This is a genomic window from Leptospira inadai serovar Lyme str. 10 (assembly GCF_000243675.2).
GTDB classification, from domain to species: Bacteria; Spirochaetota; Leptospiria; order Leptospirales; family Leptospiraceae; genus Leptospira_B; species Leptospira_B inadai.
Genome location: NZ_AHMM02000017.1, coordinates 365,156 through 380,133 on the forward strand (window position 1 = coordinate 365,156; position 14,978 = coordinate 380,133).

Sequence of the window (14,978 nt, forward strand, 5' to 3'; positions counted from 1 at the left end):
TTTGCCCTACCTTATTTTTTATCCGATTTTCTGAAATATTCTAGAATTTCCCGAGCTTCGGATTCTTTCACGTTTTGGAACGTCATTTGAGTTAGATGTTCGGCAAGAAGTCCCATAGCTACCGGGTCCTTTTGAGTCATCTCGGCGGGATTCAGAATCATATTCATGATCCACTCGGGAGTTCTCCTTTCGGTAACACCTTTCAAAGCGGGACCGACGACCTTCTCCTCGAACTTATGACAGGCGCTACACTTCGTCTCGAAATGCTTCTTACCTTTCTGCACCATCGACTCGTCGATTGGACCCAAGGTAACCGAGGATACCGGACCGATACCTTTATTGCTTACGTTCTTCTCGGCCTCTCCCTCTTTCTCCTTTCCGCAAAATGAATACGAAATTAAAGAAACCAGGACAAAGAACGAAACAACAGACTTCCTTTTAATAAATGCATTATTTATTAATTTATCATCCATCTCGAATATTCTCCCAACCTAGGCAAAATAATAAATTCCCGATATTCCGAACAAAAACTCGAGATATTGCCCGAGATTCAGATTAGCATGCGATCGTAGAATTTCACATTGATATAGATCAAATTACGTCAAGAACGGGTGATGACATTTATCACGATCCATATTCCCGAATCCGATATTTTAAAAAAGAATCGACTATATAAAAGAAGACAGAACCGGAATGCTATTATTATAAAATAGAATATTACTGATACTTTTGCGCGAAAGAATAAAAAATCGCAAACAGCCTCCCGCCTCGATCATAAAAGCTCGGAATTATTATAGATCGATCCGGATCGATAAAAGAGGAACTGCGACCCGAGGGTCAAAACGATTGCAAGGAAAGAATCTATTACATTACGATTACTTTTCCTTTTAATCTTTAAATGATATTTTAATTTTATAATAAACTAGATCAACCCGTGAATCTTCGGATCAGAGCGCGTCCGATGAATCGAAATTTTTCCCCGAGAGGAAAACGACCCAAATTCGCTTTTACCACGCCTTCGGTAAATCTTGTGGCCTTTGAATAATCTATCTTCACGTCGACTATCACCGGCCTTCCCATTTCGGACAATAAAAACGCCTCTCGCATCGCCGTTTCGATATGATCGTTGGAATGCAAAGATATATATACCGCCCCGGTGGCTCTTGCAACTCCCTCCAACTGCAATTCACCCAAAATAGTGCATGTTTTTCTCCCGTAGGGGATCTGCTGTCCTTGAGAAATTTGAGATAATTCTCCATCATAAAATACGAATATAATGGCCCCCAAGGAATGAACTGTTGCCGTAATCAACTCCAGCCCGGTCATAAGAAATGCGCCGTCCCCTACGATACCTACTACTTTTTTTCCAGGATGTACCAGTTTAGCTCCGATGCTTGCAGGAACACAATATCCCATCGAATTGAAATCGGTCGGAGAAAGAAAAGTTTTGGGGCGATAAACCGGATACAGTTCTTCCGCCAGAAAGGTATGATTTCCGTCGTCCACGATTAGAATGTCATCTTCCTTCATTTTAGCCCGCAGTTCTTTGAAAAAGAGATACGGATTGATTTTGTTAGGAACGCGGTGCTCTTCCCATTCCTTGAAGTAAGCTTCTTTTTTCTCCCGAATCGTCCTACTCATATGAGTAGATTCATTTTTTCTAAAGCCATTCCGTTCTAAGCCCTGTATCAATGCCGACAAAACCTGTTTACTATCTCCGGTAATTTCCACAGCGGCCGGATAATTTTTCGAAAACACGTTCGGATTTATATCGATATGAATTAAATTTTTCGGGACTTTCATTCCGAAACTTCCGGTCGGAATCTCCGCGAATCGAGTACCGATCGCAAGGAGACAGTCGCAGGATGAAAATGCCGCCTCCCCAGCCGGGACGGAATATGAACCGAATCCCATTCCGGTATGATGCGGATGATTGGCCGGAAAAACGCTCAATCCCTGAAGAGTTGTTGCGACAGGTGCATTCAAAATTTCTGATATTTCAATCAGTTCCTCCGTAGCGTCTCGCCCTCCCCATCCTACGAAAATTCCCGGATGCCGAGCGGTCTTTAGCAATTCACAAGCCTGCTCGATTTTATCCAGCTCGATCGTCGGGTAATTCTCTTCCCGTTTAAAATCGGGAAGAGAGGAGATCGATCCCTCGAATAATTGGATATTCACCGGAATCTCTATGAACACTGGCCCGCATTCATCGGTCGTCGCTATTTTATAGGCCTCGTAAATCGTCGGAACGATCTCTCCATGCGTTTGGATTTGATAGAATTTCTTAGTAATTCCTTTTAATATAGCAGATTGATCGATTTGATGAAGTTGATATTTTTTTCCCGTATCGGTTCGAACTCCGCCCGAAATAATCAGCATCGGGATTCCGTCGAGGTATGCCTCTCCGATTCCGCTGAGAGCATGAGTCATACCTGCGGCTGGAACGATTACTAACGTTCCGATGGAATCCGAAGTTCGGCTGATCGCGTCAGCCATGAAGGCCGCGCCGCATTCGTGAGTTACTAGAATCGGAACGATGCTCTTTGAGTTGCTCAGTTCGTCATACAATTCCGTATTGTGTACTCCCGGAATTCCAAAAGTGTATTTTACCCCGACTTGCTCCAACGCATGAACGACTAACGATGCCCCTGATTTTTTCATACTTCCCCCTTCGTCAATTTCCGAATTCTAAAATCGAACGCGCTGCGAATCTTGCCGTTAGTATACAGCCGCCTAAAAAAGTTCCTTCCAAGGTCCCTTTGCCGTGAATTCCTCCTCCGCCAAAGCCTGCGGCTTCTCCCACTGCATAAAGGCCCGGGATCGGATTTCCGGATTCGTCCAAGACCCTAGATTTTAAATCGGTCTGGATACCTCCCATGGATTTTCGCGTTAATATAAATTCCCGAATCGCAAGCAACGGCAACGCTTTCCGATCCATTATCTTTTGAAATTTGCAAGTTCGAGGCCTCTCCCCGCGATACCGTCTAAGCTGGGAGATCCGCCTCAATTGGTCGTCGTCGAAAAAAGGTTCTCCGCGATCGATCATCGTATCGTAATCTCGAATCGTTTTCTCCAAAAGATCCGAATCGACTAACCGGTTACCGACCATTTGATTCATTTTAGCGGCGAGTTCGGGGATGGAATCCGCTAGAATAAAATCCGGGCACTCGGATGTTATTCTATTTAGAAATGATTTATTTCCTATAAAAACGGTTTTAAGGAATTTTATAAAATCTTTATTTCGTATAGCTTCGTTGAATTCCGAACCGGAAACGGCCAACTCTTTTAACGCAATTTTCCAATTCATCACTTGCCACGAGTATTTCTCTTTCTCTTGGCAAATCCGTTCGACAAGAAATCGAGTATCGAACCCGGTAACCAACGGAATAGGACCGATTCTTTCTCCTTTCGAATTCAACCAAAGGGCCGATTTTGGCGGCACTAAACTTAATCCATGGGCTTCCATTTTAGGATTAGGGTGATGAACTCCTGCTGCATAATTCCACATTTTATCCAGATGAGTAATCTGAGCCCCGATCCTTCGGGAGGCGGAATGAAGATCCCCTATCGCGTACGGATGAGAACCGTTAAGAAGAACTTCGGGAGGTTTTCCCATATCCTTAGGCCAATACTTTCTAACTTCATTAAGATTTCCTGCGATTCCACCGGATGCAATGATCACATGTTCGGCGTTGAGATCGTATTGCGTTCCCGAGCTAGACTCCGCGACGCAACCCGTAATACTTTTTCCGACTTTGTTTAATTTACTCGCCCTTGTTTCGAAGAGCAGTCGAAGCCGATTTCGATTTCTATGGGACAGCAGATGCTTTTTCAAAGATTCCACAAGCCCGTCTCCGGTTCCCCATACCATATGAAATCTAGGCACGCTATTTCCCGGTTTGAATAATCCTCTCTCTACCCAATGAACTACGGGAAAGAAATTTACTGAACGCTTTCTTAAGAAATGGAAAATATCTCTTATGGAATGATGAACGTAAGCTTCCGCCCAAAGTTTAGGAAGCACATCCTGAGAAGAAAATTCCGCTGTCGAATTCCAATCTGAAATTGCCAGAGAGATGCTATCTTTTATTCCGTTCCATCGTTGAATGGGCGTGTCTACCATTAGGATCCCGCCGAATGATAATTTAGCAAGTCCTCCGAATCTATCCTGCGTATCTCGATCAATTAAGATTACCTTCTTGCCGGCATCGAGTAAGTCCAATGCCGTCACTATACCTGCCAAACCTCCGCCTATAATTATCGCGTCGGATGAAATCGTTTCTTTTCGAGTGCCTTTACTTTTTACCATGCGGTTCTCTACTGTAGCATACGAAATTTTTCAAGCAATTGATTGATATCAATGCAAGCTCCACTATTCGTCATGTTTATCGAATAGTTTTATAATTTCGGTCGATCGAGTTTCGTTTATTTGCAACAAATAAGAACCGTTCGTACTCATATTAAACGAAGTCCCGAGAAATCGGAATATATAATTCGGATTTAACCGGAATATAAAAGGAAATCATAATGAATTTACCGAAGGCAAAAAAAGGAAAACGAGCCTTATTAGTGGAGGGCGGCGGAATGAAAGGGGCATTTTCGGGCGGAGTGCTTCATTCCTTAAATTGCATCTTACCCGCGCAAAATTACGATATAATCGTGGCGGTCTCTTCCGGAGCTTGCTGCGCCGCTTATTATGCGACAACGCCGGTACCGGAGCCGAAGGAAGGAGAGCATAAACTTTCGATCTGGAAACGAGAACTTGCGGGTCGAAAGTTGATTTCGGTACTGAATCCTCTTCGAGGAAAATTCTTTCTAGATCAAAAATATCTAATCGATTACCTATTTCGCGAAAAATATCCGATACAAACTCAAAATTTCGGAAAATACGGTTTGCCGGAATTAAGGATAGCCGTAAGCAATCTTAGTACGCGTACCTCCGAATACATCAAAGCGACTTCGGAGAATATCTTCGATTTATTAAAGGCCGCGACATCTCTGCCTATCGCGACGAAAGGAAGACATAAATTAGAGGGAGGCTCGTATTCGGATGCCGCTATTCTGAATCCCCTTCCGTTAAACGATTTAATCGAAGCAGGATATAATAATATAACCGTCGTAATGAACTCTCCCCTTGAACATGTGTCCCCGCCTCTCGATTCTCTAAGTCGATTTCTATCCTTTCCTCTCGATCGTAAAATGTCGAAGATTATGAAATCATCCCATCACTTCCATTTTAACGAGGCCCGAATTCTCGCAGCCAACCCGCCCAAAGGAGTCAAGATCCATGTAATAGCTCCCAACCGGAATCTTCCCGTGGGATTAGTTACCACAAAGCAATCCCTATTGGAGGAAACCGTAGAACTCGGAAAACGAGTCGGATTAAACGCGGCTCTTTATCTAAAACAAAGATTCAGAAAAAGAAAACTCGAATATAACCTAAACCTAGCTACGTAAAAAAATCCGTATTCCATCCTTCCTAATTAGGAAAAATAGGATTTAAGAATGATAAAAATCAATGCATTCCTAAATCCTCGTGTCGAATTATTATGATTTAATGAATCGAATAATTTAGGCGGACCGGAGAAAGACCCGCCGATCCCGAATTTACTCGAACAGCTGTGTTCGGAGTTATTTTCGTTTTCGGGGGTGCCGCATGAAACATTCAATCTTGTATACGTCGGTTTTGATTCTTCGGCTTTCTACGCTGAAAGTGGAGAGCCATTGGAAAGTTATAATACATTAGAAGAATGTAAAAATGTGAATGCTCATGGTCTAGTCGATCTCGTTCACCGGAATACGGTTTACAAGGAATATAAGGAAGGAAAAACCAAGTTTTCGGTTCCGGACTCGGTTTGGTAACTTTGTGATGGAAGAGAGGACATTTCTGTTCGCGTCTTTATCCGATGCAATCGGGAGAATCTTTCATGAAATGATAATCGAATTTGAAGAGCATCATCCTCGAATCTATATACGTCTTTCCTGGCAGTTCGAATCTCCTGAAATATCGAGCTGTATCGAATTTCCCGAGGGCGAATATTTATATGTCAACGTTCAATATCCGAACGTCGTCGACTTCATTGATGCAATAACGGCCCCCGAAGAAAAAATACTCAGTTCCAGGATTGAGCTAGTCTGCTTCGACTCCGAAAGAAAACGTCCCCAGGAATTGGCCAGATTCGTAATTTTCAAACCCGTATATGAATCTGCGACGGTTCTCCTCGAAAGATCCAGTTGATTACGGCGTTCCCTTTAATAATAGTCTAAACATAAAGATCGGAGATCCGTCTTTACGGACCCGCAAGCCGCTCCGTAAAGCGACATTATTCCGTTCGTATAATCGTCGATCCAACGATTCCGATAAGGTCTTCCTCTATAGAACGAAACGGGCCCAACGTGAGCGAATGATTTACGAATTGTTAAACGAACATCTTCAAACTCTCGAGACAAAGAATGAATCTGCGCGAAATTATGATCTTTCGCATAACCGGCGATGATGAAAATCAAAATTTCTGCAATCGAATCGATTCTTTTATTGCTCGCAAAGCTTTGATGATCCATATAAAATTCCTTTCTTGGAAATTAATATGAAAATAGAAGATTTTAAACCTGGCACGCTGTTCAGAAAGAAAGGAAGTTATTCCGGCATTATCAAATCGGTAGTGCACCTCAAAAAGCATGGCTGTATCGTCGTCAATTTTTTTTGCTTTGAGGACGCAAAATCGAGGTCCGTGAGGGTACTTCAAACCGAAGGTTTAGATAAATGGGAGCTGATTCCGGGGGTTTTCAATAGTCTGTCCTTGCGATAAGGGAGAAAACTACAGGCTATTATTCGACGGCGGTTTTATCCGCCGAAGTATTTCATTCGGAAATTTCATGGACCAGAATTGTTTCTGGCGTACAAAAATGGAAGAATCACTTTATTTAATTTCCTATTTAAGCGATTCCGGCGAGGAAATCCGGCCGATCGGTTACAATTTATTCGATTTTAAAAATGCGATTCTTGAAATTGAAAAACTATGCTCCGGAAACGGTAAGCTCGACCGTTGCAAATTTCATTTAAATGAAATAAAATATAAATAATTAAAAAGAAAAAAATAAATAATATATTCTGTATTTTATAAATTATAAATATATTATTCACTTAATAATAATAGTTAAATAGCTTTTTGAATTTTGCCAAAGACCGGCTATTCAATGGCGGTTCGATTTCCGACTTAAGACGCTTTTACCTCCATCACTCTCTATGCTGGAGTTAGTAATGAAGCTTGCAAAAACGATTTTTTACTTATTTCTAATCACTTTTTCCGTAAACGTTCCGATAATGAGGATCCTGTGATTCAAAAAGTGTGGGAATCGAACTTCTCTCTTCGGAGCCGGAAAAGGCTCTACGTAAATTCTTGGCGACCCAAGAATGAATTCCTGATTTTCTGACAAACGCAGGCCTCACCTACCGTAGCTTATCCAAGAATAAAGAAGCTCTTGAAAAATTTGCCGAGGCGATCGAAATCGATCGCAATATTCCCAAACTTACTTCAACCAAGGCATAGAAAAGTTAGGAAACCACGAAAGAGCGATGGAGAGTTATAAGAAAGCCATACAAATCGCCCCCGATACTCCCGAAATCGTTTACCGCCTCCCGCCCGCTTATGAGAACTCCGGGAATAAAAAACTGGCACTCAAGAATTACATTCATTTCATAGAAATCGCTTATACGTCCATCGAAACGGACGTCAGCGACGCCAAAGAGCGAATTCGAAGACTTAGCAACGAAGAAAAAAATTCACAAAAAGGAAACGATCATCCGAAGAATACTTCGATCCGATAACCCTGCTGATACTTCGACTATTTAGATTTCCGTTATCATTACAATCTATCTACTGATTGCCAACAACCTTCCGTTCTTTTCCCCAACGAGCTAACCGCCCTTCAGGCTTGCTTTTGCATGATCGAAAGTTGAACGAAGTTCGTTCGGTTTAAATAAATTTCGTAAAACGCAACAAAATTATTGCATTTTTACGAGCAGTTGTTATTATGCAACCAAGAGGTAGCATATGGAAAATCGTATAGAAAAAAGGATCGAACTGGACGCCCCGGTTTCAAGGGTATGGCAAGCTTTAACGAATCATAAACAATTCGGAGAATGGTTTCGGGCAAAATTCGAAACACAGTTCATACCGGGTCAAGCCGTTCAAGCTCGCATGACCTGGCCGGGTTATGAGGATTTTACATTCGAGATTACCGTAAAAAAAATGGAACCCGAACGGCTCTTCTCTTTTACCTGGCATCCTTATGCAGTCGATATGAAGATGGATTACTCGAAAGAGGAACCGACACTTGTCGAATTTCTACTTGAAAAAACCGATAAGGGAACTTTGCTGACTGTCATCGAGTCCGGATTCGAAAAAATTCCCGAGAACCGCCGTGCCGAAGCGTTCCGTATGAATGACGGCGGTTGGAGTTCTCAAATGAAGAATATAAATGAGTATCTCACAGTCCATTCGCAAAGGTGAGAAAGCCAGGCTGCATGGTTATGCGACCTTATTTGCCGCGCTAGGCGACGAGACAAGACTGTCCATAGTTGCAAAGCTTTCGAAAGGACAGCCCCGATCCATTTCGCAATTAACGGAAGGATCGAAGCTGTCCCGACAGGCAGTGACGAAACATCTTAAGGTATTGGAGAACGTGGGAATCGTGCAAAGCATGTATTCCGGCCGTGAGAATCTTTTTGAACTGGATCCGAGGCCTTTTAAAGACATTCGGGAATATTTAGGTTTTGTATCGGAGCAATGGGATCAAGCTCTTTCCAGATTAAAATCCTTCGTAGATAATTAAGAAATTCTAAATCGTTTTATCCGATAATAAGGGGGTTCCGCCTTATCGGAATTGAAAAATGCGAAGCCTTCATTGAATCTTAATCGTAATATCGGTCGGATAAATAAGAGATAATGAATATGGAAAATAGAGTTCCAGTTCGAAAAGATAATTATTTGTAAATCCCCCGTTCACAGAACATGAAATGCTATTCGAACTAGCGCTGCAGGAGGCAAGCGCTCCCGAGGCGATATTATTCGAACGCTCGCTAGAACATACGGCAGGAGGAAAATAGACGGAAGCGCTTCCAAAACTTGCGTTTAGATTAGTATTAGTGGACGAAATCTTATAGCTTTGTCCGGCCGATATCGTACCTGCCGCATAACCCACAAATGAATCCCCCCAATACGGAGACGGATGCCTAATATTATCTGGTACTAATGGTAAATTCTGATAGGATGTTGTTAGCTGAACTATATTGAAGCTATTGCAAGGAGCCGGTTGGGTTATTAGCAGGTAAATTGCGGCAAACATAAATTGATTTTGCACATCATCAACGTTGTCATTAGTGTAAGATCCTTCCCCACAATCGAAAAGTTGAATCGAAAGACCGAAAATGAGAACAAAATCAATATTTTTCACCGGGAATAACCTAAAAGCAAACTTTCTGATCAAATCGAATTAACGTCACAAAATTTTAATTTCCTTCGACCCGCTAAAATCTCCGATCGATCCGAGACCGAATTCGAAAAATTCTATAAACCGGAAGCAGTATATTGCTTTCTCGATCTATTAAAGTAATTTGTCTTCGGCGTCTTATTATACGCAAAATCACGATAAACTCATGCATTTTTCTTACCGTCGATCATGGAAATCCCTTGTCGTAAATTTTTTCGGTCGGTCGTATTGATCCGCAAAAGTCACGTCTTTCGAAATTCTCTGAATTATATTCGAACGAATGTCGGTTAATAAGCCTATAGACCGAATGGATTCGTTTCAAAAAAATAAGGCAAAACCCTCTTGACATCGGGAAATCAAGGAAGTTAAGATTTCGAAATTGATAATCGAAGCTAGAAAATATACTTTATCGGTGCAAAAATGACAACGAAACCCGAATTTGAAACGTTAGAGTCAGTCCAAAATTACTACGGTAAAGTTCTGCAATCAAATAAGGACCTAAAAACCTCTGCGTGCTGCAATGCCGAATCGCTTTCCCCCTCGCATCTCCCGATTTTAAGTAAAATTCATCCCGAAGTTAAAGACAAATTTTACGGATGCGGATCGCCTTTCCCACCCGCGCTCTCCGGCAGGACTGTGCTGGATTTAGGATGCGGGTCCGGTCGCGACGTATTTCTCTTATCAAAGCTCGTGGGAGAAGACGGATTTGTTATCGGAGTCGACATGACCGAGGAACAGCTTAGAGTAGCGCGCTCCCATCAGGATTATCATAAAAACCAATTCGGGTACGAAACTTCTAATGTCTCTTTTATGAAGGGTTATATCGAAGATTTAAGATCTCTCGGAATCGAAGATAATTCCGTCGATCTCGTCGTTTCTAACTGCGTCATGAACCTCTCGCCTAATAAAGCCTCGGTATTTTCGGAAATCTTTCGGGTTCTAAGACCAGGCGGGGAATTATATTTTAGCGACGTGTTTGCCGATCGAAGAATTCCGGAAGAACTCAAAGAGGACCCTATTTTATTGGGGGAATGTTTGGGAGGAGCTTTGTATACGGAGGATTTTCGTAGGCTTTTTTACCAATTGGGAATCGAAGACTTTCGAATCGTTTCGCAATCCAAAATAAATTTAAAAAATCATGAAATAGAAGCGAAAATCGGAAATATAAATTTTACGTCCATTACCTATCGCGCCTTTAAAATTCCCTTAGAAGACCGTTGCGAAGATTACGGACAAGTCGCGGTCTATCGAGGTAATATCGAAGATTCCCCGCTTAGATTTATATTGGATGATCACCATATTTTCGAAACCGATAAACCGATGTTGGTTTGCGGAAACACTGCGGATATGCTTTCCAAAACTTGTTATAGCGATTACTTTCGAATTATAGGAGATAAGGCTAAACATTTCGGTCTTTTTGACTGCGGACCTTCTTCGGTCGGAGGACAAATATCGCAATCGGGAGCCTGCTGCTGAAACTCCATAGACGAAGTTGAAACACGTAGAACCGATTTGATACCGGAGGATAAGGGAATAACAAGCCTCCAGCCTAAGCGATTAAACTTGCTCCGAAAATATATCTTATAAATTTAATATACTCAAGCTTTCTTCTATCGCTCCGGGTAATAACCTCGCCTCGCGTTTTTCCGTTTACCAACGGATATTTTAAGTTTTCTCGGCTCTTCTACTTTTCGCTTTTTTGGAACCCGGTTTTTCTTCTAAGCGAAAATTTCGGTCGTCTCGAGTAAATCGTATTTCTAAACCCTGCAAATGATTTAATTTTTTACAATGTACATGCTTTGTGTTCCGACAGCTATTTGGCCGTTGAGATTTCCCGGCGTATAGCCGACTTTATATATATTATCATAATAATCCGAAGTGACTCCCGTCGCAGTCGTGGAAAATCCGCTTACACCCGTCTGCTGAGTGGACTGTTTAACGCCGTTCGAGTCGAATTTTGTGAGGTAAAAATCTTGAGTTCCGGTCAAGGTATTCCCGTCCAAATTACCGCTCGTATTACCCGTGACAAACACGTTATTAAGCGAATCGAATGTTATACCTAGCCCGTACGTGGATGCACCTGCGGCTCCCAAGAGGCGAGTCCACTGTTTTACTCCTCTATTATCGTACTTCACGATAAATAAACTGAAAGTTCCCATTAACGTTTGTCCGTCTAGATTTCCGTTCGTATTTCCGGTGGCATAAATATTCCCGGCCATATCGGTCGTGATACCATTTCCGATTTCAGAACCGCCAGCAACTCCCAATTGCGTTGTCCATTGCTTATTACCGTTCGAATCGTATTTTACTACGATTAAATCCTGACCGCCAGCAAGCGTGTTCCCATCCAAATTGCCGGTAGTATATCCGGTTAGATACGCGGAGTTGGAAGAATCGAGAGTGATCGCATCAACTTGCGTGTGACCCGATACGACTCCCAAAGTACGAGTCCCTTGTTTGTTGCCGTTCGAATCATACTTCGTCAAGAATAAATCGTAAAGACCGATCAGAACGTTCCCATCCAAGTTTCCATTCGTATAACCTGCGATGTAAATATTATTCAAAGAATCTAAAGCGATTCCTTGTCCAAACGCACTGCCTCCGGTCGGCCCTAATAGGCGAGTCCAAATTCTATTACCGTTAGAATCATACTTTGAAACGAAAAAATCCGACGTTCCTGTAAACGGCTGCCCATCAATACTAACGGTAGTACTACCAAGGATATAAATATTTCCGAATGTATCAGACGTAATTCCGTTCGAACCCAATGTCCCGGCGGCTCCCAAAGTCTTGGTCCAAAGTTTATTTCCGTCCGTATCATATTTAGTCAAAAAAACATCTTGGGACCCGATCAGCGTATTTCCGTCCAAATTTCCGTTCGTAAATCCTGTGACATACACATTGCCCGAAACATCCGCTGTAACTCCCGACGCCTGCGTTGTAGCTGCGGATGCTCCTAAAAGACGAGTCCAGGAAGCGGTCGGCAACGGGCGTTTAAGGTACCCGCAAAAGGAAGCTCCTTTTCGGGACTTCAAGCCTTGGATAAAGGAAGCCTCAAAAAGATTGGAATCGTCGCATAGTGATAACTCCGTCTTTAAGCAGGCGAATTGAAATAGTAGGCTGAAACAAATAAAAGTCGGAAATAAAAAAATTCTCATGGTTCTCGGAAAGTAACTGTACACTTTCTTTCCAATTAGACCATTATGCAACATATTTTCAAAAACAGAGCCTAGTTTTAAATTCCGTTTTTAGGGGCGAAGCCGTAAACCGGGGATTTTTCAACAATTCGCTTCTAATGCAAGTTTTGCTTAGGCTGCTAAAAATCGGACATATTTGAAATTTCTAAAGTTCAGTTAGAATCTTCCGCTAGTCTTACTTACGTAAAAGCAGTGCCTTTTACGTTTTACGGCACATTGTTCCACTAAAAGTAAAACGCGTTGACGTACAAAAATTAGAAAGGTTAAAATTTCAAAGTCCAAGATGTAAAGCGAATTCTACTCTACCTTCAGTTCGCGTAATAGAAGTCGGGCATTATCCTATCGATGAATAAAATTTTGACGCCGGAAGAATACTATATTCTGAATAGATCCGCATTTCAACGCGATGTACGGACCGTGAATTCCAACGCCTGCGTATCGCCTTATTTAAAGGTGCAGGAGGATAAATTTTTACTCGTAGGGCAAACCGACGTTTCGGTCGACTGGAGCATAAAGTATTCTTCAACGAATACGTTCGCAATTAAGCTCGGTCCCGGATTTATATTTAAATACTTAAAAATTCCGGCGGACGCCTTCACCAATACGGTCGTCGATCTTAAGGAAATTTTATCGAGAGAAAAATTTGCATACGTGCGAGAATTAACCGGATCTTATAGTACCGCAGACGAGAAGGTATTACAGATTTTGAATTTTCTTAAGAAAGTAGACGTCGAAAAGAATGCCATTTTATCCGAATTCATCGCTCATAGAATAATGGAGAAGTCCGATCTACAATTGGAAAAATTGGCTTTAGAAATCGGTTATTCTTCAAGGCAAATTCGTCGATTGGTATTATCGTATACAGGGTTTACCCCGCAATTATTGCAGAGGATAACAAAATTCGAAAAATGCAGGAGGTCGCTTCTGTTACAGAATGAAAATCCGATCCTACCGCTAGTTCAAAAAACGTATGAAAATAAATACAGCGATCAATCGCATATGATACGGGAATTCAAACGGTTCTCAGGAGAAAACCCTTCTTCCTACTTATCAAAAATGTCCGAATTGTCCAATACCGAATCCGATGTGTTCGTTAAAATCATCCCAGAACTTAAAGGAGATTCGAATGAATATAATAATCGCGGTATTGGCGATAAAAGTCGTCGTAATAATTCTTATAGCTAACGGCTTAAAGAAAGTGGTTCGCCGATTGTTCATAATGAACTTTTGGTATGAGCTTTCGATGAATTTGACCTACTGGAACACCTTAAAGAATTCGTCTATTTTCAATCGGGAGGACATAAGAAAAATAAAAGCGAACTATCAAGCCTTGAAACGACAAAACAAAGAGCGGATCGTCGATATTCAGTCGGAATATCATCTTTCCTGGAGCAGTTTAATTCATGCCACATATAACGGATGTATCGAAAAGGGTTTTAGCGCAGAAAGATCAATCGAGATAACGGAAGATTCGCTTTTTAAAAATATGAAGCCCGACAATATTGCAAAATATATAGTAAATGCTCTAAACAAAGCGACCGACCCGTTCGGATATTTGGTAAGAGTGTCCAAGAAACAGGAAAGTAATTTTTTCGGCTCCACGTTTTCCTTTTCAAGAACGATCGATGATCCTAATTCCTATCATTTATTAGTACACAATTGCTTTTACAATAACTACTTTCGATCACATCAGGTTCCGGAACTCATGAAAATAGCGTGCAAATGGGACTTGATTTCTTGGTCAAAAGGGATTGTTCCGGAAAAGCATGGGATTACCTTTTCCAGGCCGACTACGTTAGGTCTCGATGATTCCGATTGCCAATTCAACTTTGAGCGAATTCCTAAAAAGTAATATTCTGTTTTACTCGGGTTAAAATCGAAAATAGAATTGTCGCTTAATTCCGAATTCGTTTAATCGATTCGTTATGGCGCATGAGGTCGGCGAGCTACCGAATAGATCCGGAGATATCGACCGTCATTGAAGAGAAGCCTATGCTCTATTTGCTACCGCTGGCGTGCCCGCTACTCGATCCGTTTCTACGAACCGAAGCATTGCTCGCTCTAGTCGCTCCACCGGGACTATCACAATCGGATTCGCATAGGGCATCCGCGAGATAACAAGTCAAGGCTAGGCGACTTTGCGCATCGACCGAGACGGTCGTATCCAGTGCGAAGCAATTTGCGAGTTTTTCACGACAATCTCTCCTGCAATTCGCCGGCACGTCCTGGCAAGATACTAGAAACAGAATAGATATGAAAAATATAAACCCGCGGATCTTCATCAAAAAC

Annotated in this window: 17 protein-coding genes; 10 read left to right on the plus strand and 7 right to left on the minus strand. The window is 41.9% G+C overall.

Annotation, left to right across the window (positions count from 1 at the left end; all coding sequences use genetic code 11):
• Positions 1-11: 11 nt before the first annotated feature.
• The 3 genes from LEP1GSC047_RS11020 to LEP1GSC047_RS11030 form a co-directional block, all read right to left on the minus strand.
• Complete coding sequence (locus LEP1GSC047_RS11020; RefSeq protein WP_010418010.1) at positions 12-473, minus strand: c-type cytochrome; 462 nt, start codon at positions 471-473, stop codon at positions 12-14.
• 454 nt (positions 474-927) lie between these two features.
• Positions 928-2,661, minus strand: a complete 1,734-nt coding sequence (locus LEP1GSC047_RS11025; protein ID WP_010418008.1) for a thiamine pyrophosphate-binding protein — start codon at positions 2,659-2,661, stop codon at positions 928-930.
• A gap of 13 nt (positions 2,662-2,674) precedes the next feature.
• The gene (locus LEP1GSC047_RS11030; RefSeq protein WP_010418005.1) at positions 2,675-4,309 is read right to left on the minus strand and encodes an FAD-binding dehydrogenase; all 1,635 of its coding nucleotides are present in this window, start codon (positions 4,307-4,309) and stop codon (positions 2,675-2,677) included.
• Positions 4,310-4,527: 218 nt separating this feature from the next.
• On the opposite strand from LEP1GSC047_RS11030, the gene LEP1GSC047_RS11035 reads away from it, so the two are divergent.
• From LEP1GSC047_RS11035 to LEP1GSC047_RS11045, 3 genes are all read left to right on the plus strand, one after another.
• A complete protein-coding gene (locus tag LEP1GSC047_RS11035) occupies positions 4,528-5,457 on the plus strand; it encodes a patatin-like phospholipase family protein (protein ID WP_010418002.1) in 930 nt (309 codons plus the stop codon).
• Positions 5,458-5,724: 267 nt separating this feature from the next.
• Positions 5,725-5,862: a hypothetical protein gene (locus LEP1GSC047_RS21645; protein WP_020988681.1), complete on the plus strand. Its 138-nt coding sequence runs from the start codon at positions 5,725-5,727 to the stop codon at positions 5,860-5,862.
• Between the two features lie 70 nt (positions 5,863-5,932).
• Positions 5,933-6,238, plus strand: a complete 306-nt coding sequence (locus tag LEP1GSC047_RS11045; RefSeq protein ID WP_238325559.1) for a hypothetical protein — start codon at positions 5,933-5,935, stop codon at positions 6,236-6,238.
• A 14-nt stretch (positions 6,239-6,252) separates the two neighbouring features.
• Here LEP1GSC047_RS11045 and LEP1GSC047_RS11050 read toward each other — a convergent pair whose 3' ends face one another.
• Positions 6,253-6,561 (minus strand): hypothetical protein, encoded by a 309-nt coding sequence (locus LEP1GSC047_RS11050; protein WP_010417995.1) that lies wholly within the window; start codon positions 6,559-6,561, stop codon positions 6,253-6,255.
• Between the two features lie 345 nt (positions 6,562-6,906).
• On the opposite strand from LEP1GSC047_RS11050, the gene LEP1GSC047_RS11060 reads away from it, so the two are divergent.
• The 4 genes from LEP1GSC047_RS11060 (at position 6,907) to LEP1GSC047_RS11075 (ending at position 8,835) form a co-directional block, all read left to right on the plus strand.
• Complete coding sequence (locus tag LEP1GSC047_RS11060; protein WP_180993217.1) at positions 6,907-7,083, plus strand: hypothetical protein; 177 nt, start codon at positions 6,907-6,909, stop codon at positions 7,081-7,083.
• A gap of 463 nt (positions 7,084-7,546) precedes the next feature.
• Positions 7,547-7,828: a tetratricopeptide repeat protein gene (locus LEP1GSC047_RS22140; RefSeq protein WP_258028594.1), complete on the plus strand. Its 282-nt coding sequence runs from the start codon at positions 7,547-7,549 to the stop codon at positions 7,826-7,828.
• 226 nt (positions 7,829-8,054) lie between these two features.
• Complete coding sequence (locus LEP1GSC047_RS11070; RefSeq protein WP_020988670.1) at positions 8,055-8,513, plus strand: SRPBCC family protein; 459 nt, start codon at positions 8,055-8,057, stop codon at positions 8,511-8,513.
• Positions 8,482-8,835 (plus strand): ArsR/SmtB family transcription factor, encoded by a 354-nt coding sequence (locus tag LEP1GSC047_RS11075; protein WP_010417986.1) that lies wholly within the window; start codon positions 8,482-8,484, stop codon positions 8,833-8,835. The genes LEP1GSC047_RS11070 and LEP1GSC047_RS11075 overlap by 32 nt, the downstream gene beginning before the upstream one ends.
• Before the next feature lie 69 nt (positions 8,836-8,904).
• On the opposite strand, the gene LEP1GSC047_RS11080 is transcribed toward LEP1GSC047_RS11075, so the two are convergent.
• The gene (locus tag LEP1GSC047_RS11080) at positions 8,905-9,456 is read right to left on the minus strand and encodes a hypothetical protein (protein ID WP_010417984.1); all 552 of its coding nucleotides are present in this window, start codon (positions 9,454-9,456) and stop codon (positions 8,905-8,907) included.
• Between the two features lie 456 nt (positions 9,457-9,912).
• Here LEP1GSC047_RS11080 and LEP1GSC047_RS11085 point away from each other — a divergent pair, with 456 nt between their 5' ends.
• The gene (locus tag LEP1GSC047_RS11085) at positions 9,913-10,968 is read left to right on the plus strand and encodes a methyltransferase domain-containing protein (RefSeq protein WP_010417981.1); all 1,056 of its coding nucleotides are present in this window, start codon (positions 9,913-9,915) and stop codon (positions 10,966-10,968) included.
• 299 nt (positions 10,969-11,267) lie between these two features.
• Here LEP1GSC047_RS11085 and LEP1GSC047_RS11090 read toward each other — a convergent pair whose 3' ends face one another.
• On the minus strand, positions 11,268-12,650 hold the full coding sequence (locus LEP1GSC047_RS11090) for an SBBP repeat-containing protein (RefSeq protein WP_010417980.1): 1,383 nt from the start codon (positions 12,648-12,650) through the stop codon (positions 11,268-11,270).
• A gap of 384 nt (positions 12,651-13,034) precedes the next feature.
• On the opposite strand from LEP1GSC047_RS11090, the gene LEP1GSC047_RS11095 reads away from it, so the two are divergent.
• Positions 13,035-13,874, plus strand: coding sequence for a helix-turn-helix domain-containing protein (locus LEP1GSC047_RS11095; RefSeq protein WP_010417977.1), 840 nt, complete (start codon positions 13,035-13,037; stop codon positions 13,872-13,874).
• Complete coding sequence (locus LEP1GSC047_RS11100; protein WP_010417974.1) at positions 13,816-14,541, plus strand: L-2-amino-thiazoline-4-carboxylic acid hydrolase; 726 nt, start codon at positions 13,816-13,818, stop codon at positions 14,539-14,541. The genes LEP1GSC047_RS11095 and LEP1GSC047_RS11100 overlap by 59 nt, the downstream gene beginning before the upstream one ends.
• A 145-nt stretch (positions 14,542-14,686) precedes the next feature.
• Here the strand turns inward: LEP1GSC047_RS11100 and LEP1GSC047_RS22530 are convergent, their stop codons facing one another.
• Positions 14,687-14,971, minus strand: coding sequence for a hypothetical protein (locus tag LEP1GSC047_RS22530; RefSeq protein ID WP_010417969.1), 285 nt, complete (start codon positions 14,969-14,971; stop codon positions 14,687-14,689).
• Positions 14,972-14,978 lie beyond the last annotated feature (7 nt).